General features: G+C 44.5%; 23 protein-coding genes. All 23 read right to left on the reverse strand.

The window, feature by feature from the left end:
- Window positions 1–227: 227 nt before the first annotated feature.
- The gene (gene ctpB / locus QMZ64_RS15995; RefSeq protein WP_265625530.1) at window positions 228–1,646 is read right to left on the reverse strand and encodes a carboxy-terminal processing protease CtpB; all 1,419 of its coding nucleotides are present in this window, start codon (window positions 1,644–1,646) and stop codon (window positions 228–230) included.
- A gap of 128 nt (window positions 1,647–1,774) precedes the next feature.
- Window positions 1,775–2,833 carry a tartrate dehydrogenase gene (locus QMZ64_RS16000; RefSeq protein ID WP_265625529.1) on the reverse strand — a complete coding sequence of 353 codons (1,059 nt, stop codon included), beginning with the start codon at window positions 2,831–2,833 and terminating at the stop codon, window positions 1,775–1,777.
- A gap of 306 nt (window positions 2,834–3,139) precedes the next feature.
- The gene (locus QMZ64_RS16005; protein WP_265625528.1) at window positions 3,140–3,835 is read right to left on the reverse strand and encodes an ABC transporter permease; all 696 of its coding nucleotides are present in this window, start codon (window positions 3,833–3,835) and stop codon (window positions 3,140–3,142) included.
- Window positions 3,835–4,683, reverse strand: coding sequence for an ABC transporter ATP-binding protein (locus QMZ64_RS16010; RefSeq protein ID WP_265625527.1), 849 nt, complete (start codon window positions 4,681–4,683; stop codon window positions 3,835–3,837). The genes QMZ64_RS16005 and QMZ64_RS16010 overlap by 1 nt, the downstream gene beginning before the upstream one ends.
- A 154-nt stretch (window positions 4,684–4,837) precedes the next feature.
- Window positions 4,838–5,791 carry a LytTR family transcriptional regulator DNA-binding domain-containing protein gene (locus QMZ64_RS16015; RefSeq protein ID WP_301441456.1) on the reverse strand — a complete coding sequence of 318 codons (954 nt, stop codon included), beginning with the start codon at window positions 5,789–5,791 and terminating at the stop codon, window positions 4,838–4,840.
- Between the two features lie 186 nt (window positions 5,792–5,977).
- Window positions 5,978–7,228 (reverse strand): murein hydrolase activator EnvC family protein, encoded by a 1,251-nt coding sequence (locus QMZ64_RS16020; protein ID WP_301441457.1) that lies wholly within the window; start codon window positions 7,226–7,228, stop codon window positions 5,978–5,980.
- Between the two features lie 92 nt (window positions 7,229–7,320).
- Window positions 7,321–8,211, reverse strand: a complete 891-nt coding sequence (ftsX, locus tag QMZ64_RS16025) for a permease-like cell division protein FtsX (protein ID WP_065644265.1) — start codon at window positions 8,209–8,211, stop codon at window positions 7,321–7,323.
- Window positions 8,204–8,890 (reverse strand): cell division ATP-binding protein FtsE, encoded by a 687-nt coding sequence (ftsE, locus tag QMZ64_RS16030; RefSeq protein WP_154997343.1) that lies wholly within the window; start codon window positions 8,888–8,890, stop codon window positions 8,204–8,206. The genes ftsX and ftsE overlap by 8 nt, the downstream gene beginning before the upstream one ends.
- A gap of 354 nt (window positions 8,891–9,244) precedes the next feature.
- Window positions 9,245–9,571 carry a cytochrome c551 gene (gene cccB, locus QMZ64_RS16035; protein WP_043926672.1) on the reverse strand — a complete coding sequence of 109 codons (327 nt, stop codon included), beginning with the start codon at window positions 9,569–9,571 and terminating at the stop codon, window positions 9,245–9,247.
- A 48-nt stretch (window positions 9,572–9,619) separates the two neighbouring features.
- On the reverse strand, window positions 9,620–10,474 hold the full coding sequence (locus QMZ64_RS16040) for a YitT family protein (RefSeq protein ID WP_265625524.1): 855 nt from the start codon (window positions 10,472–10,474) through the stop codon (window positions 9,620–9,622).
- 202 nt (window positions 10,475–10,676) lie between these two features.
- Window positions 10,677–11,778, reverse strand: a protein-coding gene (gene prfB / locus QMZ64_RS16045) for a peptide chain release factor 2 (protein WP_096748347.1) whose coding sequence is annotated in 2 segments (ribosomal slippage) — window positions 10,677–11,705 and window positions 11,707–11,778 — 1,101 coding nt in all. Because the reading frame shifts where the segments join, the coding sequence is not laid out codon by codon here.
- 63 nt (window positions 11,779–11,841) lie between these two features.
- Window positions 11,842–14,367: a preprotein translocase subunit SecA gene (gene secA / locus QMZ64_RS16050; protein WP_243941956.1), complete on the reverse strand. Its 2,526-nt coding sequence runs from the start codon at window positions 14,365–14,367 to the stop codon at window positions 11,842–11,844.
- Window positions 14,368–14,527: 160 nt separating this feature from the next.
- Complete coding sequence (gene hpf, locus QMZ64_RS16055; RefSeq protein ID WP_165428209.1) at window positions 14,528–15,088, reverse strand: ribosome hibernation-promoting factor, HPF/YfiA family; 561 nt, start codon at window positions 15,086–15,088, stop codon at window positions 14,528–14,530.
- 241 nt (window positions 15,089–15,329) lie between these two features.
- On the reverse strand, window positions 15,330–15,707 hold the full coding sequence (locus QMZ64_RS16060) for a DUF8042 domain-containing protein (protein WP_301441458.1): 378 nt from the start codon (window positions 15,705–15,707) through the stop codon (window positions 15,330–15,332).
- A gap of 9 nt (window positions 15,708–15,716) precedes the next feature.
- On the reverse strand, window positions 15,717–16,058 hold the full coding sequence (fliT, locus tag QMZ64_RS16065; protein ID WP_265625522.1) for a flagellar protein FliT: 342 nt from the start codon (window positions 16,056–16,058) through the stop codon (window positions 15,717–15,719).
- A complete protein-coding gene (gene fliS / locus QMZ64_RS16070) occupies window positions 16,058–16,459 on the reverse strand; it encodes a flagellar export chaperone FliS (protein ID WP_265625521.1) in 402 nt (133 codons plus the stop codon). Before fliS ends, fliT begins: the two co-directional genes overlap by 1 nt.
- 18 nt (window positions 16,460–16,477) lie before the next feature.
- Entirely contained in the window at window positions 16,478–17,959 is a 1,482-nt protein-coding gene (locus tag QMZ64_RS16075) for a flagellar hook-associated protein 2 (protein WP_265625520.1), read from the reverse strand.
- Window positions 17,960–17,978: 19 nt separating this feature from the next.
- On the reverse strand, window positions 17,979–18,320 hold the full coding sequence (gene flaG / locus QMZ64_RS16080) for a flagellar protein FlaG (RefSeq protein WP_265625519.1): 342 nt from the start codon (window positions 18,318–18,320) through the stop codon (window positions 17,979–17,981).
- 200 nt (window positions 18,321–18,520) lie between these two features.
- A complete protein-coding gene (gene hag / locus QMZ64_RS16085; RefSeq protein ID WP_265625518.1) occupies window positions 18,521–19,366 on the reverse strand; it encodes a flagellin Hag in 846 nt (281 codons plus the stop codon).
- A 134-nt stretch (window positions 19,367–19,500) separates the two neighbouring features.
- Window positions 19,501–19,725: a carbon storage regulator CsrA gene (csrA, locus tag QMZ64_RS16090; RefSeq protein ID WP_265625517.1), complete on the reverse strand. Its 225-nt coding sequence runs from the start codon at window positions 19,723–19,725 to the stop codon at window positions 19,501–19,503.
- A complete protein-coding gene (gene fliW, locus QMZ64_RS16095; protein ID WP_265625516.1) occupies window positions 19,719–20,150 on the reverse strand; it encodes a flagellar assembly protein FliW in 432 nt (143 codons plus the stop codon). The genes csrA and fliW overlap by 7 nt, the downstream gene beginning before the upstream one ends.
- A 21-nt stretch (window positions 20,151–20,171) precedes the next feature.
- Window positions 20,172–20,738: a DUF6470 family protein gene (locus tag QMZ64_RS16100; RefSeq protein ID WP_265625515.1), complete on the reverse strand. Its 567-nt coding sequence runs from the start codon at window positions 20,736–20,738 to the stop codon at window positions 20,172–20,174.
- 49 nt (window positions 20,739–20,787) lie between these two features.
- Window positions 20,788–21,699: a flagellar hook-associated protein FlgL gene (gene flgL, locus QMZ64_RS16105; RefSeq protein ID WP_265625514.1), complete on the reverse strand. Its 912-nt coding sequence runs from the start codon at window positions 21,697–21,699 to the stop codon at window positions 20,788–20,790.
- Window positions 21,700–21,705 lie beyond the last annotated feature (6 nt).

Consider the following 21,705-nt stretch of genomic DNA (forward strand, 5'->3'; position numbering starts at 1 on the left):
TTGAAAAAGCTTTGGTTCTATTTTAAAAAGTTTTCCTTAGTTATACAACTTGCAAAAGTTACATTTTTACTGCATCTTTACATCCTTATAAAGTCTCCCATACACTTATGTTATCGGGTCAATTCTATTCATTATGAATGTTTTTTTTATGAAAAAACAAAAATTTTAGGTAAAAAGGTTGAGAATTTACTTTCTGAGAATAAAAAAAGTGAGGACATCCTGTATCCTCACTTTTTGTTAAACAGCATTTTTAATGCGGTTTGCAGCTGAAGGTCGTTCTTTTCTTTCATCTTTTTCTCTTCAATCCGCAGGTTCATTGTATTTGCCGTTTTTTGGTCAATAATGCCCGTTTGTTTCAGCTTGTTTTCTGCCTGAAACGCCATGACAGCTTTTTTTGTGCCTTCACTGTAATAGCCGTCTTCCCTGCCAGGGACAAACCCGAGGCCTTTCAGGAGGTGCTGCGCCCGCTTAATTTCATTGTTGTTCATATCCGGCTTGAGAGGCTCCTTCAACTGTACAGGCCCCACTGAGAAATATGCGGGCTGGGCGACTGGAACGGTCGGCTGAATTCCCTGCTTATGGATCCAATTTCCTTTAGGTGTCAGCCATTTGTACAGCGTCAGCTTAATATTGCTTCCGTCTCCCATCGGAACCGCCTGCTGGACGGTCCCCTTTCCAAAGGAAGGATCGCCCACCACGTCGTAGCCCTCGGCTTCTTTTAATGCACCAGCAAGAATTTCCGACGCTGAAGCGCTGCCCTTGTCCGTAATCACGCTCACAGGATATGGTTTTTTCTCTTTTAATTTTGAGAAGTATTGTTTTTTATTTCCGTTTCTTTCGGCGATTTGTATATACGGATGATCTTTTGTCACAAAATGTTTTAAAATGTCTTCAACGCTTTGCAAGTACCCGCCCGGATTGCCTCTTACATCCAAAACGAGCCCTTTTATTCCCTTTTTCTCAAGCTTTTTCAGTTCAGCAGTAAAATCTTTTGCCGTATGTTCGGAAAAGGAAGATATTGCGATATAGCCGACAGGTTTGTCCTGTACTTTTTTAATGGAAGCAAATACCGTTTCCAGCGGAATTTCATCGCGCTTAATCGTAAATGTCAGCTGATCTCTCATGCCGGGGCGGTGAACTTTCAGCGTAACCGTCGATCCCTTTTTGCCCCTGATCTTTAATACGACGTCATTCAAATCCATTCCGGCCATGGAATCGCCGTCGATGCTGATGATTTCATCGTTCGGCTTTAATCCGGCTTTCTCTGCCGGAGACTGTTTAAAAGGAGAAACGATAATGATTTTTCTGTCTTCCATTCCGATTTCTGCGCCGATTCCTTCAAAAGAGGAATCAAGGGAATCTGAAAACCGCTTTGCCGTCTGTTTATCCATATAAACCGAGTATGGGTCATTCAATGTTGAAAGCATGCCCTGTATGGCTCCTTCCAACAGCTTTTCCCTGTCGACCTGCTCCACATATTCATTTGAAATCAGGTCATATGCTTTCTCAATTTTCTCCAATTCGTTTCTGGCGGCAGCCGCTGATACTTTTGGAACGACATCATGAAACGGAATCGGGCCGGCGCCTGTTACCAAGCCGCATAACAGGCTGAGCGCAATGATGAGCCGTGCAATCTTCTGATTCATCCTATACCTCCTCTTCTGCCTGCACTATGTTTTGTTGCTTGAAGTAGTATGCGCCAAAACCGCCCGTATCATGTAATCGTTTTTCCATTCACAGCAAAAAAAATGCCGGATTAACCGAGACCTTTTGCTTATATGGACCTCACCCGCTTGATGATTTCTTCTGTCACTTCATCCGTCGTACTTGAACCGCCGATATCAGGCGTCAAGTAACCGCTTTTTAGAACGTCTTCGATCACGTCAAGCAAGCTGGCACCGAGTTCTTCTTCTCCAAAATGATCAAGCATCATTTTAGCCGTCCAGATTTGGCCGACCGGGTTTGCAATTCCTTTGCCGATAATATCCGGAGCAGAGCCGTGCACAGGCTCAAACATGGACGGATATTTGCCGTTTACATTGATATTGGCGGCCGGCGCCACGCCTATGCTTCCCATAATCGCCGCCCCGATATCGGTCAAAATATCGCCGAATAAGTTGCTGGCAACAATGACGTCAAGCTTCTCTGGCTTCGTTACAAAAAAGGCCGACAGGGCGTCAATGTGCTGCGAATCAGCGGTAATATCGGGGTAGTCTTTTGCAGTGTTCTCAAAGACTTCATCCCAAAAAGGCATTGAATAAACGATTCCGTTCGATTTTGTTGCGCTTGTAACATGCTTTTTCCGTTTAGCCGCCAACTCAAACGCAAAGCGCATCGCCCTCTCCGCCCCTTTTCTTGAAAAAACGGCATTTTGAATGGCGATTTCATCTTCCTCTCTGAAAATTCTGCCTCCGATCGAGCTGTATTCCCCTTCACTGTTTTCCCTGACGACAAGCAGATCGAAATCTTTTGGATTGGCCAGCGGAGACTTGATACCTTGCAAATATTTCGCAGGTCTAATGTTGATGACCTGTTCAAATTCGCGGCGGATTTTAATGAGCAGCCCCCATAGGGAAATATGGTCGGGGACAAACTTGCTGTTTCCTACCGCCCCAAGGAAGATGCTGTCGAACTCTTTCAGCTGCTCCAAGCCGTCATCAGGCATCATTTCCCCGTGTTCCAAATAATACTCACAGCTGTATGGAAACTCCGCAAATCGAAATGAGAGTCCCCCGTGAACATCCGAAACCGCTTTCAAAACTCGTTGTGCAGCAGGCACGACTTCTTTTCCTACACCGTCACCGGGTATGCTGGCAATGTTGAATACTTTCATTGGATCATCCCCCATTTAAATAGTCGACTGTCGACAGATGTCACTTTCATTCTATACCTTGTGTTATTTTCTGACAAGATGATTTTAAGAGAGTAAAGGAGGGGATTGTTTATTTTCAGTGTAACAATAGCTTTGTTGGCCTTCACTGGATGTACACGCAGCCTTGGATGGTGAAGAAATACCATAAAAACACGAAATAAAAAAAAGCTGCACTCTTATCGCAATGCAGCTGCATGAGGCTGGAAAAGGTACACGTTTTCAAGTCTCACTTCAATACCATGACCCCAGCCTTATTAAAAAGCCCAATTAATCGTCTGTCATCGTCTTCTTAAAACAAACATACATAAACAGGGCTGCGCCTAGAACCCAAACAGCTATAATACCGAGCGGCAGCCAGGAGTTGGTTTCGTGTATTTCAATCGCTTGCATAATTGGAAAAGTATCGGCAACTTTGATGATGATACTGTCTTTATCCAAGCCAAGAAATTCAATCATCGGTGTAAACCCGAACAGAAACATCACTGGCATGATATATGCAGACGTTGCAGCGATTGACTTGGAAAATAGGCCTATACCAATGCCAAGCAATAAAAAGTATGAGAACAATAAGATCAACCCAAGAAGCGCTCTGACATTAAGGAACGGGTCAAAACCAACGATGATGAGTGATACGACAAGGGAAATCACAGTCATCAATCCGATCACAAGACTTTTGCCGACAATGATATCCAGAAACGACGCTGGTGACTGAATCAGACCGCGTAATGTCTTCTTTTCATTTTCCTCCGCCATCATTGTCATCATGCCGCTTGAAGTAACCGATGTATACGTTACCCCTACAATGATATACATGACAAAAATAGGGAGCTCTTTACCACCACTCATCCGCCCATATAAAAGCGATAATATAATCGGGATTACCGGCATCATCAATAGCATCATATTTTTCATAAAATCTTTTATATCTTTTTCAAAGATGGCACTTATACGTTGAATATTCATTACACCAACTCCTCCCCAGTCACTTTCAAAAAGATTTGACCCAGCGTCGGATGGTCCGTATGCATTGATTTCACTCGATTGTTGATCATCAATTCCTTAATATGATCCGCATTCTCTGGTTTATTTTTGATGACGATCTGTTCTCCATCAAATGTTTCAACATGAAATGCGTGCGTCGAGTACTTGTAACGGATTTCATCCGGACGATCCAGTTCCACTATTTCACCTTTGTGCAAAAACGCAACACGGTCACACAATTGATTCGCTTCTTCCATATTGTGAGTTGTCAGGAAAATGGTTGTTCCCGCTTCATTCAGCTTCTTTAGTCCCCGGTGAATGTGCGCCATATTTCCCGGGTCCAATGCAGATGTTGGTTCATCCAGAAATACCAGTTCAGGTTTATGAATAAGTGCTTTAGCCAGTAGTACACGCTGTTTCATCCCTTTTGACAACTTCGAGACCGTTTTCGTTCGCTGATCGTGCAGGTTAACCTCACGCAAAATCACATCGATTTGACTTAACGGAGCATGGTACAATTTACAAAATAATTTCAGATTATCATAGATCGTCAGGCGCTCATATAGTGAACTGTTATCAGATAATATCCCGACCTTGGATTTAAAATCGGCTGTTCCAATCCGGGATGAATCCATCCCGAGTACCTTAACTTTACCCGCCGATTGTCCAAGTTCTCCCGTTAAGATTTTAATCGTTGTTGTTTTGCCAGATCCGCTTGGTCCAAGCAATCCAAAAATTTCACCCTTTTTCACATGAAAACTGACATCTTTTATAGCTGTGTGTCGTCCAAACGATTTCCGCATTCCTGTTACTTTCATTGCATATTCCAACTGAAAACCCCCTTCGATTAGCTGCTCTCATCGTAACGGATATAACCAGCTGATGCCGTAATATGAGAACGGAATGTACCATCACGAATGTAAACTGTACCTGTCTTCAGTTGTAAAATACGTGCAAATGCTGTTTGTTTGGGGTGAACGGTACCTATTTCAGACTGAATTTTTCCTGAATGTCTTGTATTTTCGTTCGTGACAAAGGAATCGTCGACTGGGATTTGTTATCGATTCGCAGTGAATATGTATTTTTAGACCATGTAATGATTTCACGGACTTTTTGTAAATTGACGATATATGAACGATGACATCGATAAAATCCATAAACCGCTAATTTTTTCTCGATTTCTGCCAGTGTGGAATCCATCGCATATGATTCATCCTGAACAACGATCATCGCTTTGCCATCCTGACTTTCGATGTAGTCAATCTCCAAGGGATCAAATAATATCATCTTGTCATCGACTTTTGCCGGAACCTTGAAAAAATTTGCAGTCGCCGCTGTTCCAATGTTTTTAGCTTCCGACGCACTTTCTTCTGCTTCGATGATTTCGATTTGCTGTATACCATTTTTCTGAAGTTTGTATGCGATATCCCCAAGCAGCAGAGCGTGCTCCATATTGGATACTAAGATCATGACAGGTATGTGATGATCCCTCAATTTTTGCAGCATGTTCATAAAAGTATTCATTGTTCTGACATCAGCGCCATGGATCGGCTCGCGGAAAATCATCGGCTGAACACCGCTCATGAAATACTTTGCAAAATAGACACGGCGAATGTCAGATTCCGAACATTTATGCAGCGTTTTTTTGGCACAGTTTTGTAATTCAAACAGCACAAGAATTTCAGGCAATGGCGTTTCACAGCCGAACCATTTATGAAAAAAAGTGATATTCTCCTCCACCGTCAGGCGCTGATACAAACCTTCCTGTTGATCAAAAACGGTCCATTTGCCATTGTTTTCGAGCACCTTTACCAGTTCGGCCTGCATCTCCGTATCACTATATACTGTCGCGGCATACGTATCCTCGATCGTAAGCGTAAATGGCGGTAGCGACTCGCTGTTTATCATCTCTTCATGAATTGTAAATTGTGTCATCATGTAAACTCCTGTTCAAACAGATCTTCTTTTTTAAGATTAATTTAGTATACCATGAAGTGCTTTGGAGTTTATTCTACTTTTTGGCTTAATGATTCCATAGCAAAATCTCCAGAAAAAAAGATGAAGCCACTTTTTAAATGACAAAAAGCCGATTCGGTCCATTTCCGGACGAATCGGCTTTCATTTTTAAAGCGGTATATAATTGGCCGGGTCAACAGCATTGGATTTCGCGTTGTTCCAAAGGCCTTTATGCATTTCAAAGTGAAGATGCTGCCCGTAGGATTGGCCTGTATTTCCCATCGTTCCAATCACTTGCCCCTGTTCAACACGCTGGCCTGTCTGCACTTTAATTGAAGACATGTGAGCGTAGACCGTCTGATATGTTTGCCCGTTGATGTTATGGGTAATAAACACAACATTGCCGTAGCTGGACGAGTAATGGGCGTTATAGACCGTTCCGGCGGCTGCCGCATAAATTGGAACACCTGAACCGTGCTTGGCAATATCTACGCCGAAGTGATTCCCGAGCGAACGATTCCCGAACCCGGAAGTAAATGTGCCGGAAGCAGGACGGATAAAGCCTGAGCTGCTTGGTGCCGACGGTTTAGATGAAGAGGCTTCCGATTGGCCGCTTGAAGCCCGGCGGCTCGCTTCCGCTTCCTGCTTTTTCCGATGCGCCTCTTCGGCTTTGATCGCTTCATTCTGACGCTTTAAAATTTCTGCTTCATTTTCAAGTGAACCAAGTTCTTCATGTGCGTGATCTTTATCTTGCTTCACTTTTTTCATGACGTTTGCTTTTTCTTTTTGCTGCTTGTCGAGCGTCTTTTTTAAATCTTCCAGGTCTTTAAGCGCTTTTTCAAGGCTTTCAAGGTCCTTGCTCAGCTTTGTTTCCTTTTCCTCAACAAGCTGAAGATCGCGCTTTTGTTCTTCCATCAGATCTTTATCAGCTTCAACAATTGTCGAAACCGCACCCGCGCGGCTGATGAAATCCCCAAAGCTTTTCGAGCCGAGAAGCACGTCTATGTATTGAACGGAACCGCCGTTTTCCTGCATGGAGCGAACCCGGTCTTTCAATATTTTATTGCGTTTCTCAATCTTTTCTTTAAGCTTTTTGATTTGCTTTTTCAGCTCTTCGATGCTTTTCTTTGTTTGATCGATTTCTTCATTTTTCTTTTCCAGCTTTTCATTCGTGTCCGTCATCTGACGGTCGATTTTCTCGATCTCGCTTTTCAGGCTTGCTTCCTTTGATTCAAGCTCTGAAAGCTCCTGTTTCTTTTTTTCGAGCTTTGATTCGTTTTCAGATTTTTTGCTTTGAACGTCGCTCTTTTTTTTCTCCAAGTCTTCATAAGCTAAAGCATGGTTGCTTTTTAGGGGGATCAGCAATGCCGACGATCCGAGCACAGCGGTCAGCCCCAGCGTCATAAGCTTTTTTTTCAACCTTGGTTCCTCCTTGCCTTTAGAATCAAGGGAGCCCGGCGCTTTGCAGGCATCCCAGCTTTAAACATGATACAACCGGCGAAAACGCCGGTTTAAACTTTTAAGAATTTGCGAATCGACATCAAGCTTCCCCATACACCGATAACGGCTCCGATCAGCACCAAGATCGCTGAAATCTGAAAGACGAACGGATTGTACGGCAAGAGCTGTATGAATGTGCCCTGAACTTTCGGAGCGATCCACTGAACGGCATGATGATACGTTCCGAGCAAAATAGCGATCGGAATGATAGAACCGCATACGCCCAAGAGCAGACCTTCAATGAAGAATGGCCAGCGAATGAACCAGTTTGTTGCGCCTACAAGTTTCATAATCTCGATTTCTTTGCGTCTTGCAAAAATCGTGATTTTGATCGTATTAGAGATTAAAAACATCGCCGTAAACAGCAGGCCGACAACCAATGCAATCCCGATTACTTTGGTGACACCGCTGATTTTAAATAAGCGGTCTACCTGCTCCTGCCCGTATGTCACTTTATAGACGTTGGTCAGCTTCTCTAGCTTCTTGGCAGCTTTCGGCGTGTCTTGAGGGTCTGTTGTCTTTACGACAAACGCATCGTTCAGCGGGTTTTCCTGCTCGAACATCGCAAAGAATTTCCCGTCTTCGCCAAAGCTGTCTTTCAGGTTTTTCAGCTCTTCATCTTTAGATGAGTATTTGACACTGCTGATTTCCGGTATTTGTTTAATTTCTTTTTCCAATGTATTTTTTTGATCCTGGTTGGCCGTCAAGTCAACAAGCACTTTGACTTCGACTTCCTGTTCGGCTTTTAATGTCATATTGTATACGTTCAGCATGATGACCATGAACACGCCGACCAAGATAAGTGTAACAGTTACAGCACTGATGGATGCGAAAGTCATCCACGCGTTTCTCCCGAGAGATTTTAAGCTCTCGCGCAAATGCCGTCCGAGAGTTCTAATCATAAGAACCATACTCCCCTCTAGCTTCATCACGCACAATGACCCCGTCTTCGATTGCGATGACCCGTTTCTTCATGGTGTTTACGATTTCTTTGTTATGAGTCGCCATAACGACTGTTGTTCCGCGGTTGTTGATTTCCTCGAGCGTCTTCATGATTTCCCAAGACGTCTCAGGGTCAAGGTTTCCCGTCGGCTCGTCAGCGATCACGACATCAGGATCGTTGACGATTGACCGTGCAATTGAAACCCGCTGCTGTTCTCCTCCGGACAGCTGATCAGGGAATTGCCTTGCTTTGTGCTTCAGCTGAACAAGGTCAAGCACTTCAAGCACTTTTTTTCTGATCGCCTCTGGGCGCTCCCCGATGACCTCTAAAGCAAATGCAACATTTTCAAACACGGTCAGCTTCGGCAGCAGTTTAAAGTCTTGGAATACAACGCCGATTTTCCTTCTGATGAAAGGAATCTCTTTTTCTTTGAGGTCCGCCAAATTTTTATTGTTTATGACAATCTTTCCTTTGGAAGGCTTTTCTTCGCGGTATATCATTTTAATGAAGGTTGATTTACCTGCTCCGCTTGGTCCTACAACATAAACAAATTCTCCGGGATATATAGAGATGCTTATTCCGTTCAGCGCTGATACCCCGTTGGAATAAGTCTTATATACATCTTTTATTTCGATCATGTAATCACCTAATCTTTTATGTATGTTTATACGGTCATACTCTTCGAAAGGGCATGTCGTTTTGTGTCCCTGCCAAATTCACGGTAAGTAATATAATACAAGCCCTTTTTCAACAACACCCATTATACGTCAAGATTAGACAAAATGATATTACAGTTTTGTTTCAATGCCGACATAAGTTATAGGAAAAACGTAAAATCAGACAAAAAATTTGTACTTTGGGCCTTTTCCGAGATATAAGAACTTGTTTTTCTTCGTTTTTCAATAGGTATAAAGGCCTTTTCAACAAAAAAAGAACCTTTTTCACCCGAATGTGAAGAAGGTTCTCATCGCCTCCTGACTGGCAAGGCATTCTTATTTTTTCTCTGAAAGCCACTTCGCGACCGCCTCAGCTTCTTTTTCGTCTACAAGATTGCCAGGCATTCCGCCGCGGCCGTTGACTACGATGTCCTTAATTTCGCCTTCCTTATACTTGCCGCCAACTTCTTTCAAGCTCGGGGCCGAACCGCCGGCCAAATCCTTACCATGGCAGCCTGTGCAGTTTTGCTGGTAAATCTCTTCCCCGTCCGTTGCAGTTGCTTGCCCGCCTGTGTTTTTCTCTTTGCTTTCGTTGTTATTGCCGCCGCAGGCAGCCAGAACAAAAGAAACAGCCATAAACAGAGTAAACAGCTTCATTTTCATTTTTTTAAGTCAGCTCCTTTAACAAGTCAACCTTTATTATAACCTCGATTACGCGCGTTTAAAACCCTCGCCAAGCACCTCTGAAGCATCCATCGCAATGACAAATGCAGACTCATCAATGTGTTTCACAAGTTGTTTCAGCTTTGTGAACTCGGTCTGGCCGACCACGCACATCAGAATTGGCCGCTCATCATCTGTATAGCCTCCGACCGCTGATATTTTCGTAATCCCTCTGTCAATTTTATTCAGTACCGCATGTCGAACTTCCTCTTCCCGGTTGGTAATGATCATCGCCATTTTGGAACGGTTCAGCCCGACCTGGATGACATCGATGGTTTTGCTTGATATATAAACGCCAAGCATAGCATACAGTCCCTGTTCGATGTTAAAAACAAACATCGCCGACAGGACGATCGTTCCGTCGATCAGCGCCAAACATTTGCCTTGCGAAAGCCCGGTGTACTTATGAATGATTTGCGCAGCCAGCGCAGTCCCGCCAGTCGAACCCCTTCCGAGAAAGACCATCCCGATTCCGACTCCGATGCCGACACCGCCGAAAATGGCGGCTAAGAGCGGATTCTCTGTCGCCGAAGCAATGTCCCGTGTCATATATACGACAAACGGGAGAAAAACAGACCCGACAAGCGTCTTAATGCCGAATTTTCCTCCGAGTATGAGAACCCCGGCAATAAATAAAGGAATATTAAATGCCCATTGCACATAGGCGGCTTCAAAGCCGAACGATTGCAAAATGGTGCTGATGCCGCTGACGCCGCCGGCTGCAATCCGGTTGGGAAGCAGAAACATATTAAATGTCACAGCGACGACGGCTGATCCAAACAGGATATAGCCGTAGTCACGCAGCGCCGTAAACAATTGATATCTCGTTTTGTTCATCTTCATGTCTGTCATCCTCCGCACGATTCGTTACCAATCGAGAGTATAGCATTTAGCTTATTGTAAGTAAATAACAGCCAAATAACGTATTAATCGGATAAAGCGGCAGAGGGACAAAGCTTCTTACGGCTTAGGCTGCACATATCCAGGAGGATTTACCCGCAAAAAAAAAGACACATCTCACAATATGGATGTGTCTTTCTTCAATTTAGGAAAGCTTGGAACGCAAATATGCGTCGATGAAAGAGTCAATGTCTCCGTCCATAACCGCCTGCACGTTCCCCATTTCCGTGTTGGTTCTATGATCCTTCACTAGGGAATACGGATGGAAAACGTATGAGCGGATCTGGCTTCCCCAGCCGATTTCTTTTTGTTCGCCGCGAATTTCGTCAAGCTGTGCCTGCTGCTCTTCGATTCTGCGCTGATACAGCTTCGACTTCAGCATTTTCATGGCACGTTCGCGGTTTTTAATTTGGGAGCGCTCCGTTTGGCAAGTGACAATGACGCCTGTCGGCAGGTGGGTGATTCTGACGGCGGAGTCTGTCGTATTAACGTGCTGGCCGCCGGCGCCGCTTGCCCTGTACGTATCGACTTTAATATCTTCCGTGCGGATCTCAATGTCGATTTCTTCGTTAAATTCAGGCATGACATCACAAGACACAAACGACGTGTGCCTGCGCCCTGATGAGTCGAACGGAGAAATTCTGACGAGCCTGTGCACGCCTTTCTCGGCTTTTAAATAGCCGTAGGCATTGTGGCCTTTGATCAGGAGAGTGACAGACTTGATTCCCGCTTCATCCCCTGGGAGGTAATCAAGGGTTTCCACCTTAAATCCGCGGCGCTCTGCCCACCTGGTGTACATTCTCAGAAGCATTGAACCCCAATCCTGTGATTCGGTGCCGCCGGCTCCCGGGTGAAGCTCAAGGATCGCATTGTTTTTATCATACGGCTCGCTTAACAACAGCTGCAGCTCAAATTCGTTAAACTGCTTTGTTAAGCTTTTCAGCTCGCTGACCAGTTCATTTTGCAGGTCTTGGTCAGGATCTTCTTTTAAAAGATCGTGCGTCATTTGTAATTCTTCATGAGATTCGCTCAATTTGTTGTACGTGTTGACATAGTCTTTTAACGCATTCGCTTCATTAATGATCGTCTGCGCTTTTTGCTGATCTCCCCAAAAATCAGGGTCAGCCATCTGCTCGTCTAGTTCGCTGATTCTTGCTTCCTTTGTTTCGAGGTCAAAGAGACCCCCTGAAGTCCGCTAACCGAGTAGCCATATTTTCAAGTTCCTGTCTGATTTCTGCCAATTCCATTATTCTTTCACCTCATCATATATTTCAGCCGGTTCAAAATAAAAAGAGGCTAAGCACCTCTTTTTATTCTGTTCTTCCGCAGCAGTTTTTATATTTTTTTCCGCTTCCGCAGTAGCAAGGATCATTGCGTCCGATATCCACCGCTTTGCGGACCGGTTTTTTCTTCGCTTGTTTTTCCTCATCGCCTTCTTTCGGCTGATGAGCTGTTGTCTGTCCTTGAATGACCTCTTCGCGCTCAAGGTTGTTTTCGATTTCAGCCTTCATGACGAATTTGGCTACATCATCTTCGATGGCCGCGATCATGTTTTCAAACATTGCAAAGCCTTCCATCTGATACTCGCGGAGCGGGTTTGTCTGAGCGTAAGCGCGCAGATGAATTCCTTGACGCAGCTGATCCATCGCATCGATGTGATCCATCCATTTCGTATCCACTTCGCGGAGAACGATGACTTTCTCAAATTCGCGCATTTGTTCAGAGCCGTAGCGCTCTTCTTTCTCATCGTATTTCGTCTTGATGCGGTCGTAAATGAGCTCTGTGATTTCCTCAGGCTCTTTTCCGAAAATATCGCTTTTCTCCACTCCGCCCTCATCAAGGAAATTCGCATTTACAAGCTCGACAAGGCCGTCAAGATTCCACTCTTCAGGCAGATCTTCCTTTGGCGTGTATGAAGCAACAGCCCTCTCAAGTGAAGCTTTAATCATAGTTTCGACGATGGAGCGGAGGTTGTCGGAATCGATGACCTCAAAGCGCTGTTTATAGATGACTTCACGCTGCTGGCGGAGCACGTCATCGTATTGCAGAAGCTGCTTACGGGCATCAAAGTTGTTGCCTTCCACACGCTTCTGTGAAGATTCGACCGCTCTTGAAACCATCTTGCTCTGAATCGGCGTCGAATCGTCCATTCCGAAGCGGTCAAGCATCGCCATCGTCCGTTCTGCGCCGAAGCGTTTCATTAATTCATCTTCCATGGAAAGATAAAATTGGGTGATACCAGGGTCCCCCTGACGGCCTGAACGTCCGCGCAGCTGGTTGTCAATCCGCCGTGATTCATGGCGCTCAGTACCGATGACGGCCAGTCCGCCAAGCTCTTTTACGCCTTCGCCAAGCTTGATGTCCGTACCGCGGCCCGCCATGTTCGTCGCGATGGTCACCGCTCCTTTTTGCCCGGCATCTTCGATAATCTGGGCTTCCCGCTCGTGGTTTTTCGCGTTTAATACCTGATGCGGAATTCCTTTATTTTTAAGCAGCTTTGAGATCAATTCAGATGTTTCCACCGCAACCGTACCGACAAGAACCGGCTGGCCGACCATATAGCGCTGGGCGACATCCTCTGCAACAGCTTTAAATTTCCCTTCCATAGTCCGGTAAATTAAATCCGGGCGGTCATCGCGGGCGATCGGCTTGTTGGTCGGAATCGATACAACCTGCATGTTGTATATATTGCGGAATTCTTCTTCTTCCGTTTTTGCCGTACCCGTCATTCCGGCTAATTTTTCATACATGCGGAAGTAGTTCTGGAAGGTGATCGTCGCGAGCGTCATGCTCTCATTTTGGATCTCAAGCCCTTCCTTCGCTTCAATGGCCTGGTGGAGCCCGTCGCTGTAGCGGCGGCCTTTCATCAGACGGCCTGTGAAAGAGTCGACGATAACGACCTGGCCGTCTTCGACGACGTAGTCGACGTCTTTATGCATCGCCGCATGGGCTTTGAGCGCCTGGCCAATATGATGGTTTAAGGCGACATGGCGGACATCAAACAAGTTTTCGATGCCGAATGCCTTTTCGGCTTTTGTCATCCCTTCTTCAGTCAGCTGAACGCCTTTTGTTTTCACATCGTATGTGTAGTCCTGATCCGCTTTTAATGTGCGGACAAACGCATTGGCCTGAACGTACAGTTTTGTGGATTTGGCCGCTTGTCCGGAAATGATGAGCGGCGTTCTTGCTTCATCGATCAAAATCGAGTCGACTTCATCGATGACCGCAAAATGCAGCGGACGCTGAACCATCTGCTCTTTATAAAGCACCATGTTGTCGCGCAGGTAGTCAAAGCCAAGCTCATTATTCGTAGAGTACGTAATATCGGCTGCATAGGCTTCACGCTTCTCGTCTTTTGAAAGGCTGTTCAGGTTTAAGCCGACAGTCAGCCCGAGAAATTCATAGATTTTTCCCATCTCTTCAGCATCGCGGCTCGCCAGGTATTCGTTGACCGTCACGATGTGAACGCCTTTCCCTGACAAGGCATTCAAATAAACGGGCATTGTGGAAGTCAGCGTTTTACCTTCCCCGGTTTTCATTTCGGCGATATTCCCTTCATGAAGGGCAACGCCCCCCATCAGCTGAACCTTAAACGGGAACATGCCTGTCACACGCCGGGAAGCTTCCCTGACAACGGCAAACGCTTCAGTCAAAAGATCGTCAACTGTTTCGCCTTTTTCGAGGCGCTCTTTGAACTCGATTGTCTTTTGTTTCAAAGCTTCGTCTGAAAGCTTCTCTATATCTGCCTTGAGCGCATCAATCTCGTTCGCTTTCTTTTCATAACGGCTGAGCGTGCGTTTTGTCGGATCAAACACTTTATTTAAAATTCCAAGCATAGAATAACGCTCCTCTTTAATTTCCTTGTTTAAGTATGAGTAAACAGTAATTTTTATATATGCAATATCATATCATACCTTTTGTCATTTCCAAACAATTTACCGCGGGGAAACGGAAAAAATCCCCTCTGCGGAAGATCCGGGAGGGGACTTGATATATTTATTCGTTCGGCTCGATCAAACCGTATTTTCCGTCGTTTCTTCGGTAGACCACATTGGTCAGATTGGTTTCGGCGTTCGTGAATACAAAGAAGCTGTGTCCAAGCATATTCATTTGTAAAATCGCTTCTTCATTATCCATCGGTTTTAAATTAAAGCGCTTTTGACGGACAACCTGCGGCTGTTCATCCTCAGTGTCATCCTGCACGGCCGTTCCGATGCCGTTTCCTTCGGCAAAAACATACTTCGGAGAACCTTTTTCGCGGAATTTCCGGTTCACTTTTGTTTTGTGCTTGCGAATTTGACGTTCCAGTTTGTTCGTTGCGAGATCGATTGCATTGTACATATCTTCGTGGTGAACTTCCGCACGGAGAGAGAGGTCTGTCATTGGAATTGTCACTTCCACCTTAGATTCCTGATCGTTGTAGAATTTCAAGTTAACGTGAACAATCGCATCAACGTTATTTTCAAAATAACGCTCAAGCTTTCCAATTTTTTTCTCGACGTGTTCTCTTAACGCTGGTGTTACCTCAATGTTTTCTCCTCTGACGTTGTACTCCATCAAAAGAACGCCTCCTTTATATTAAGGATATGTAAATACATTTCGTCTTTTCCCTGCTGAATTCCTGCATAAACGTAAAAATTATGTGAAAAATCCGTGAATTTTGACGAAGATTGTCTCCTGTCATCTGAACCCCTTTATTAAATCTTAAATATATTCACATGCGCATAAAATCAGAACGCATTTTTGCTTTATAAAAAAATATGGCATACACCTGCGGAAGCCGGTCCGGTGTATGCCGTCAATGGATAACGTAAGGTCTCATACATTGTTGGATCGTTTTCATCCATTCCCGATAAAGCGGTAAAAAATGATGGGTTAAGTCATGCTGAAACTCAGCAGACGGATAATTGTAATAAATCAGACTGTCAAACTCATGGAAGACTCTGTCAAAAAAACGGATCGAAGATTTGGCACAGCTTGTCTCCAAAATCGACAGCAATACAGCGTGCGACGAATCCAACTGAAAAAAAGCATAGATTAAATCGTTAAAAATCCGCTCTCCTTCTGTCTTCTCCAAATCTTGATTCGCTTCTATTAAATAGCAAAACCCCTCTTCAATCGTAAACAAAAGCTGATAATAAGTCGTTAAGAGCATGTAATCGTCGGTGCTTGTCAAAGCGATCACCTATTTGCGCTTGTCATAATATGTGCCGTCAATCGTCATGTTGGCGTACGGATTGATATAGGAATGATGCATGGCACGCTTCTGCTTCACCTGAAGCAGCTCCTGTTTGACAGACTGCTGCAGCCTTTTCAGTTCGGCCATGAGCAATGGCTCCATATCCGTCACTTGCCGCAGCTGCTGTTTTTCTGTCTCAGAAAGAGGCGGCTTGATCTCTTTGATCAAGCCATCGCGTTTTTCAAGAAAATCTTCAATTGCCTGAACCAGCTCATCGCTTTCGGGGACGTCTTTTATTTGAGCAAGCATATGTTTTGTTTCGCTGTACAGCAGCTCAATCTTTTCCATTACGCCAGCCCGCCTGATCCGAACCGGCCCTGCCGTTCGATTTGAAGCGCCTGCTTCCAGGCATCGCGTAAATCTTTGACATACCCTTCGAGTTCAGTCACGATATCTTTGTCATTGCGAATGTTGGCTTCAACCAGGCGGCGGTGGATATACTCGTACATTGCCCCCATTGATGCGGCCAATTCGATTTTCCGGTCAAGGGTGATATTGAGCTCTTGGATAATCTTTTGAGCTTTGACAAGGTTCGTATTTTTCGTTTCCATATCCTCTTGTTCAATCGCCTGTTTCGCCAGCTTCATAAATTTAAGGCAGCCGTCAAATAGCATAAGCGTCAATTCTCCGGGAGTCGCCGTGTTGATTGAATTTTGCTGATAAGCTGCATACGGGTTGTTTAAAGCCATTCTTGATCCTCCACAATATTATTGTCCAAGCATTTGTAATAAGTATGTCGATTGTTCGTTCGCTTTTTGAATCGCTTTTTCCATCGCCGTGAATTTTGTGTAGTAGCGATTTTCGATCTGTGTCAACCGGTCGTTCATTGACAAAATATCAGATTCAACTGTATTTAAATTTTTTCCGATCGAAAACTGATTGTTTGCCATCGTCGAATTTCCTGCTTTGCCTTCAATCTGCTTTTTCGTATTGGTCAACACAGTCTGAAGTCTTCTCATGATACCTTTTTCATTATAGTTTTCAGTGCTGCTTGTTCCTGCCATAAAGAGATTTGCCACACTGTCCGGATCTTCTTTAATTTTCGCTTTCAGCTTTTCTTCGTTGATTTCTAAATGACCGCGCTGACTGTATACGCTTGAAGTCGATATTCCAAACTGAGTAAGCTGCAGCGATTCTCCATTTACAGACACGTTGGAATAGAAATCTGTCCGCATTTGGTTGGTGGCACCGCTTAAAATCGTGTCGTTTCGGAGCAGTCCGCTTTTCGCTTTTTCTTCCCAAAGCTCAATCTGCTTTTCTGTCATATCTTCTTTTTGTTCGTCTGACAGCGGTGTGTAGTCCCGATATTTCTTCTCAACCAACTTTCCGTTGACCATATCGATCAGTTCATTGTACTGTGTGACAAAATCTTTGATCTTCTCGTAAATCCCGTCAACATCAGTGGATACGTCAATTGAAACAGGGCTTGTTGTCGTGTTTTTCAGCTGATATGTCACATTATTAACAGTAAAGTTGTTTGATGTTTTCTCCATCTGCAGCCCGTTGATGACAACTTCCGCATTTTCCCCCACTTGGCTGGCCGTTAGTTTGTTGTCGGCATCAAGCGCAAATCCGAGCTGGTCTGTCATAAAGCTTGCTGTCGCAGCATCATCAGCCTGAATACTGCCGCCCGCTCCTGTGGTTTTTGATGTTAAAGCGATGGTTTCCACATATTCAGTCCCATTGTAGATCTTATCTTTTATAGCTGATACGCCTAAACCCGATTTATTGATTTTAGAAACGATGTCATCCAGAGTATCTGTACTGCTGACACTGATTTCAACCTTTTTCGCAGTTGTCTCTCCAGGAGCTGTCACTTGAAAGGTTAAGGTTTGATCGCTCCCTGTATATCCTGAAATATCAGAAGATTTATAGGTAGCTGCGGTTGCCAATCTGTTGACTTGGATTGTGCTTGAAGCAGAGCCTGTCGTCGCTGTCGCTGTCACTGCGGATTCATTGGAGCTTACCACCTTTTTCGCACCGTATGTACTCGGACGAAGCATGGTGTAGATCGACTCCTGCATCTCCTTGATTTTCGTATTGATTTCACGATAGCTGTCACGCTGCCATTCCAAAAGCTGCTTCTTTTGCGTCAGCTTATCAAGCGGCACACGCTCTGTTTTCATTAATTTGCTGACAATGTCGTCAATATCCATTCCTGAAGCTAAACCAGATATTCTCATTACCATATCATGAAACACTCCTGTTCTATGTTGTTTTATCGACAATTAATCCCATAAACTCTGCCATCGCCGCATAAAAATCGAGCCACTCCTTAGGCGGGATTTCGCGGATGACTTCCTCTGTATGATTATCTACTACTTGCACATAATATTCACCCAGTTTTTCATGAAGCTCAAACTGGAGATGGACTTGTGAAGGCTCCAACAGGTTGTTGGCCCCTTGCACCGTCTTTTCGAGCTGCACAAATGAAAATTCAGCCGCCTGAATCTCCTGCACATGTTCTGAGCCTTCATGCTGCCTATTCATCATCTGCGTCCTGTAAGCATCAATAATAGGTTCTAAAGATGTCAATTTACCAATCGACAATTTTCACCATCCCCTATGCTATGATCTAAAATTTATATCGGCATATCGTTAAAGAGATTCAATATATTTATGGAAAAAACTTATGGTAAAGCTAAAATGATATTTTACTACGATTTAAGATAAAAAAGGAATCCCTGTAAAGGATTCCCGCCTGAACATAAAAAAGATCTTGGCAAAAAGCCAAGATCTTTTGTTGCCAATTAACGTAACAATTGAAGTACGTTTTGCGGCTGTTGGTTTGCTTGAGCAAGCATCGCTTGAGAAGCTTGAGAAAGAATGTTGTTCTTCGTGAACTCGCTCATTTCTTTCGCCATGTCAACGTCACGAATACGAGACTCAGCAGCTGTCAAGTTTTCAGAAGAAGCACCTAAGTTGTTGATTGTGTGCTCTAGACGGTTTTGCACTGCACCAAGTTTCGCACGCTGAGAAGAAACTTGATTGATGGCCTCATCAATACCTGTAAGTTGATCATCAAAAGAAGTAGTAGCAAAATCTGTTACGTTAAGTGCGCTAACTGTTACAGTAGTACCTAATTGTGCTGATGCCATGCTGTCGATATTAACTGTTAGTTGTTGGCCAGCATTCGCTCCAATTTGGAATGTAAGATCAGCTGTTCCACTTGCATAGCTACCATCTAACAACTTCTTACCGTTAAATTCAGTACGACTTGAAATGCCGTCAATTTCAGTGATGAGCGCATCCATTTCCTCTTTGATCGCAGCAAGATCTTCAGTTTGCTGTGTACCTGTGTTTCCAGCTTGAACAGTAAGTTCACGCATACGTTGAAGGATCGCATGTGTTTCAGTTAATGCACCCTCAGCTGTTTGAATAAGAGAGATGCCGTCTTGAGAGTTTTTAGAAGCCATTTCAAGACCTCTGATTTGTCCTCTCATTTTTTCAGAGATAGCAAGACCAGAAGCGTCATCTCCAGCACGGTTGATGCGAAGGCCAGAAGAAAGCTTCTCCATGTTCTTTTGGCTTGCGTTGTTGTTTGAAGACAAACGGTTCAGCGTGTTAAGCGCTGCAATGTTGTGGTTGATTCTCATTGTGTATTTCCTCCTTGAAATGTGTTTGATTGCACGTCCATGTGCATATTTTGGAGCATTCAGGCTGTACTTCCTGCTACATACTTTATATCGGAACTCCCTTTCATTTGTTTATAGCAAAAATAAAAAAATCCTCACTTTTTTTGTGAGGATAATTTCTCAAGCAAATCGTTTGAGATGGAAGCGGCCCGGCTGTTTTCTTCCTGGATCGCCAAATAGATTTCCTTGCGGTGAATGTCGATATGCTTCGGCGCGTCAATGCCGATTTTCACCTGGTCTCCGTCAACGGAAATAATTTTCACTTCGATATCGTCTCCGATTTGAATCGCTTCATTGAGCTTGCGGGATAAGACTAGCATGCTTCCCCTCCTATCGGCTGCTTTGTCTGATAAGGAGAGTCATGTAAAATCACTTGTTTAGCAAGCATTTTTCTGCGGTTCACGACAATCGGCGCCATCAAATTGGCCGTTGATTTCTCGAATGGTTCTTCGATCGTTAAAATCGCCATCACTTCAACGTCTTCGGCAGACTCGATTTCAAGAAGCTCAACCGTTGTTTCATCAAGATCAAAACCGTAATCTTTGAAAAAGACGAACGGACTGGCGACAATGAATGCCAGCTCTTCCGACTGCACCGACTGAAGGACGACGAACGGCGAATCCTCGGACAGCGGCAGAATGACAAATTTCTTTTCGCCTGTAAATCCGGGCAGGCCGTTTTTAAACACGATTGTCTGGTCTTCTTGAATTTGCGTTTCTCCGTGATACTTCGTTTTTATGATCATCATTCACGATCCTTTGCTGAATTACTTTTGTTTTGGGTACTCCACCTCTATTTTTACCTCCGGATATTGGAGCATGTCAACCTTCACACTGCCCGGCGTATAGTTAACAACCGGTTTATTCGGCGTTGCTTCGATAACAGGCTTGCGCGGCGTCGCTTCAATGTTCACTTTAGCCGGTTCATATGCGATCTTCACCCTGTCAAATGACGGCGTAAAGTGAACACCGATTTGAATCGGTTCAGGTTCGCTGTTCCGCCTCGCCTGGTCTGCAAGCGGATTGCCTTCGATTTCAATCCGCATCATCTCGTCCCCTTCTTCAGCGGTTCGAGCCATTCCGGCAAGCCAATCTTGATAGCCCTGCTGCGCCCCTTCTTCAATCCTTTTAAAGATATGCTTTCTTTCTAAGTCTTCCCAAGCTTTCGTCTGATCAATCGTGAGCTTCGAAGGGGTAGTTGTAATCTCCAGTTCAGCCGGCGGCTGCTCGATTTTCAAGTCGGCGCGCGGCTGTTCCATTTTCAAATCCGGCGGCGTTGTTGTTAAACCGATGCGGCCGGGGATATTTTGCATGATCAGCCTCGGCATCTCCATTATGTTATCCTCCTTTTGCTGAAAAAAAGCAACTCGGATAGAGTCGCTTTTATCTTAAAAAGTCAACCAGTGTCGGCTGAACGATTTTCGCGTTTACGGCAAGTGCAGCTCTGTGAACCGATTGCTGTGTAATAAATTCAGTAATGATTTCTTCAAGCTCAACATCTTCATTGTCTGACAAAACTTTTGTCGCCGTCTCTTCCTGCTCGCTCAGCCGTGAATTGATCAATTCGAGCCGGTTGTAGCGCGCTCCGATATCAGACCGCTCATTACTCATCTGATTGGAGAACTGGTCTATATCTGATAGGACGTTTTCCATTCCTTCCATTGTTCCCGCTTTTAAGGCGCTCTCGAGAGACTCAATCATTTCAAACACATTTTGTCCGCTGCCTGACTGCCCGCCGAAAGCCGAAATTGGATTTGAGTTTACATTTAAGGTTGCGTTTGGCGAAACATTGATGTTGACGTCAGAACTGCTTGTATAGTTTTCAAAGTTGTATGTGTAAGTGCCATCGGCGTTTTTTGTGATCGGAGCGACGTCAGAGTTCGTACCGTTAAAGAGGTAGCGGCCGTTGACCTGCGTATTGGCGATCTGAATCAGCTGGTCTTTCAGCTGGCCGATTTCGACTCCGATCGCATTTAGTTCATCCCCGCCGTTTGTACTGTTTTGAGCCTTAACGGTCAGCTCCCTGATTTTCCCCATTATATCAATGCCTTCTGTAATGTTCGTTTCGGTGTTTTCAAGCCATGTAAAAGCTTGGGAGGCATTGCTTTGATATTGTTTAACCTGGGACAACTGTGTATTATACTTCAGGCTTTTCATTGCGACGACGGGATCGTCGGACGCCTTTGTAATCTTTTTTCCTGACGAAATCTGGGATTGAAGCTTATCCAGCTTTCCATAGCTTGAATTGATGTAGCGCAAAGAGTTTTTTGCGATCATCCCTTGGGTTACCCGCATGAATCT

The organism is Bacillus sp. LB7 (assembly GCF_030449715.1).
GTDB lineage: Bacteria > Bacillota > Bacilli > Bacillales > Bacillaceae > Bacillus > Bacillus paralicheniformis.

Bases quoted from the DNA above. Each gene is read 5' to 3' on its own strand.
- ctpB (WP_265625530.1), bottom strand. From the start codon at position 1,646: ATGAATCAGAAGATTGCACGGCTCATCATTGCGCTCAGCCTGTTATGC.
- QMZ64_RS16000 (WP_265625529.1), bottom strand. From the start codon at position 2,833: ATGAAAGTATTCAACATTGCCAGCATACCCGGTGACGGTGTAGGAAAA.
- QMZ64_RS16005 (WP_265625528.1), bottom strand. From the start codon at position 3,835: ATGAATATTCAACGTATAAGTGCCATCTTTGAAAAAGATATAAAAGAT.
- QMZ64_RS16015 (WP_301441456.1), bottom strand. From the start codon at position 5,791: ATGATGACACAATTTACAATTCATGAAGAGATGATAAACAGCGAGTCG.
- ftsX (WP_065644265.1), bottom strand. From the start codon at position 8,211: ATGATTAGAACTCTCGGACGGCATTTGCGCGAGAGCTTAAAATCTCTC.
- ftsE (WP_154997343.1), bottom strand. From the start codon at position 8,890: ATGATCGAAATAAAAGATGTATATAAGACTTATTCCAACGGGGTATCA.
- cccB (WP_043926672.1), bottom strand. From the start codon at position 9,571: ATGAAAATGAAGCTGTTTACTCTGTTTATGGCTGTTTCTTTTGTTCTG.
- QMZ64_RS16040 (WP_265625524.1), bottom strand. From the start codon at position 10,474: ATGAAGATGAACAAAACGAGATATCAATTGTTTACGGCGCTGCGTGAC.
- secA (WP_243941956.1), bottom strand. From the start codon at position 14,367: ATGCTTGGAATTTTAAATAAAGTGTTTGATCCGACAAAACGCACGCTC.
- hpf (WP_165428209.1), bottom strand. From the start codon at position 15,088: ATGGAGTACAACGTCAGAGGAGAAAACATTGAGGTAACACCAGCGTTA.
- fliT (WP_265625522.1), bottom strand. From the start codon at position 16,058: ATGGAAAAGATTGAGCTGCTGTACAGCGAAACAAAACATATGCTTGCT.
- fliS (WP_265625521.1), bottom strand. From the start codon at position 16,459: ATGGCTTTAAACAACCCGTATGCAGCTTATCAGCAAAATTCAATCAAC.
- QMZ64_RS16075 (WP_265625520.1), bottom strand. From the start codon at position 17,959: ATGGTAATGAGAATATCTGGTTTAGCTTCAGGAATGGATATTGACGAC.
- hag (WP_265625518.1), bottom strand. From the start codon at position 19,366: ATGAGAATCAACCACAACATTGCAGCGCTTAACACGCTGAACCGTTTG.
- csrA (WP_265625517.1), bottom strand. From the start codon at position 19,725: ATGCTAGTCTTATCCCGCAAGCTCAATGAAGCGATTCAAATCGGAGAC.
- fliW (WP_265625516.1), bottom strand. From the start codon at position 20,150: ATGATCATAAAAACGAAGTATCACGGAGAAACGCAAATTCAAGAAGAC.
- QMZ64_RS16100 (WP_265625515.1), bottom strand. From the start codon at position 20,738: ATGGAGATGCCGAGGCTGATCATGCAAAATATCCCCGGCCGCATCGGT.
- flgL (WP_265625514.1), bottom strand. From the start codon at position 21,699: ATGCGGGTAACCCAAGGGATGATCGCAAAAAACTCTTTGCGCTACATC.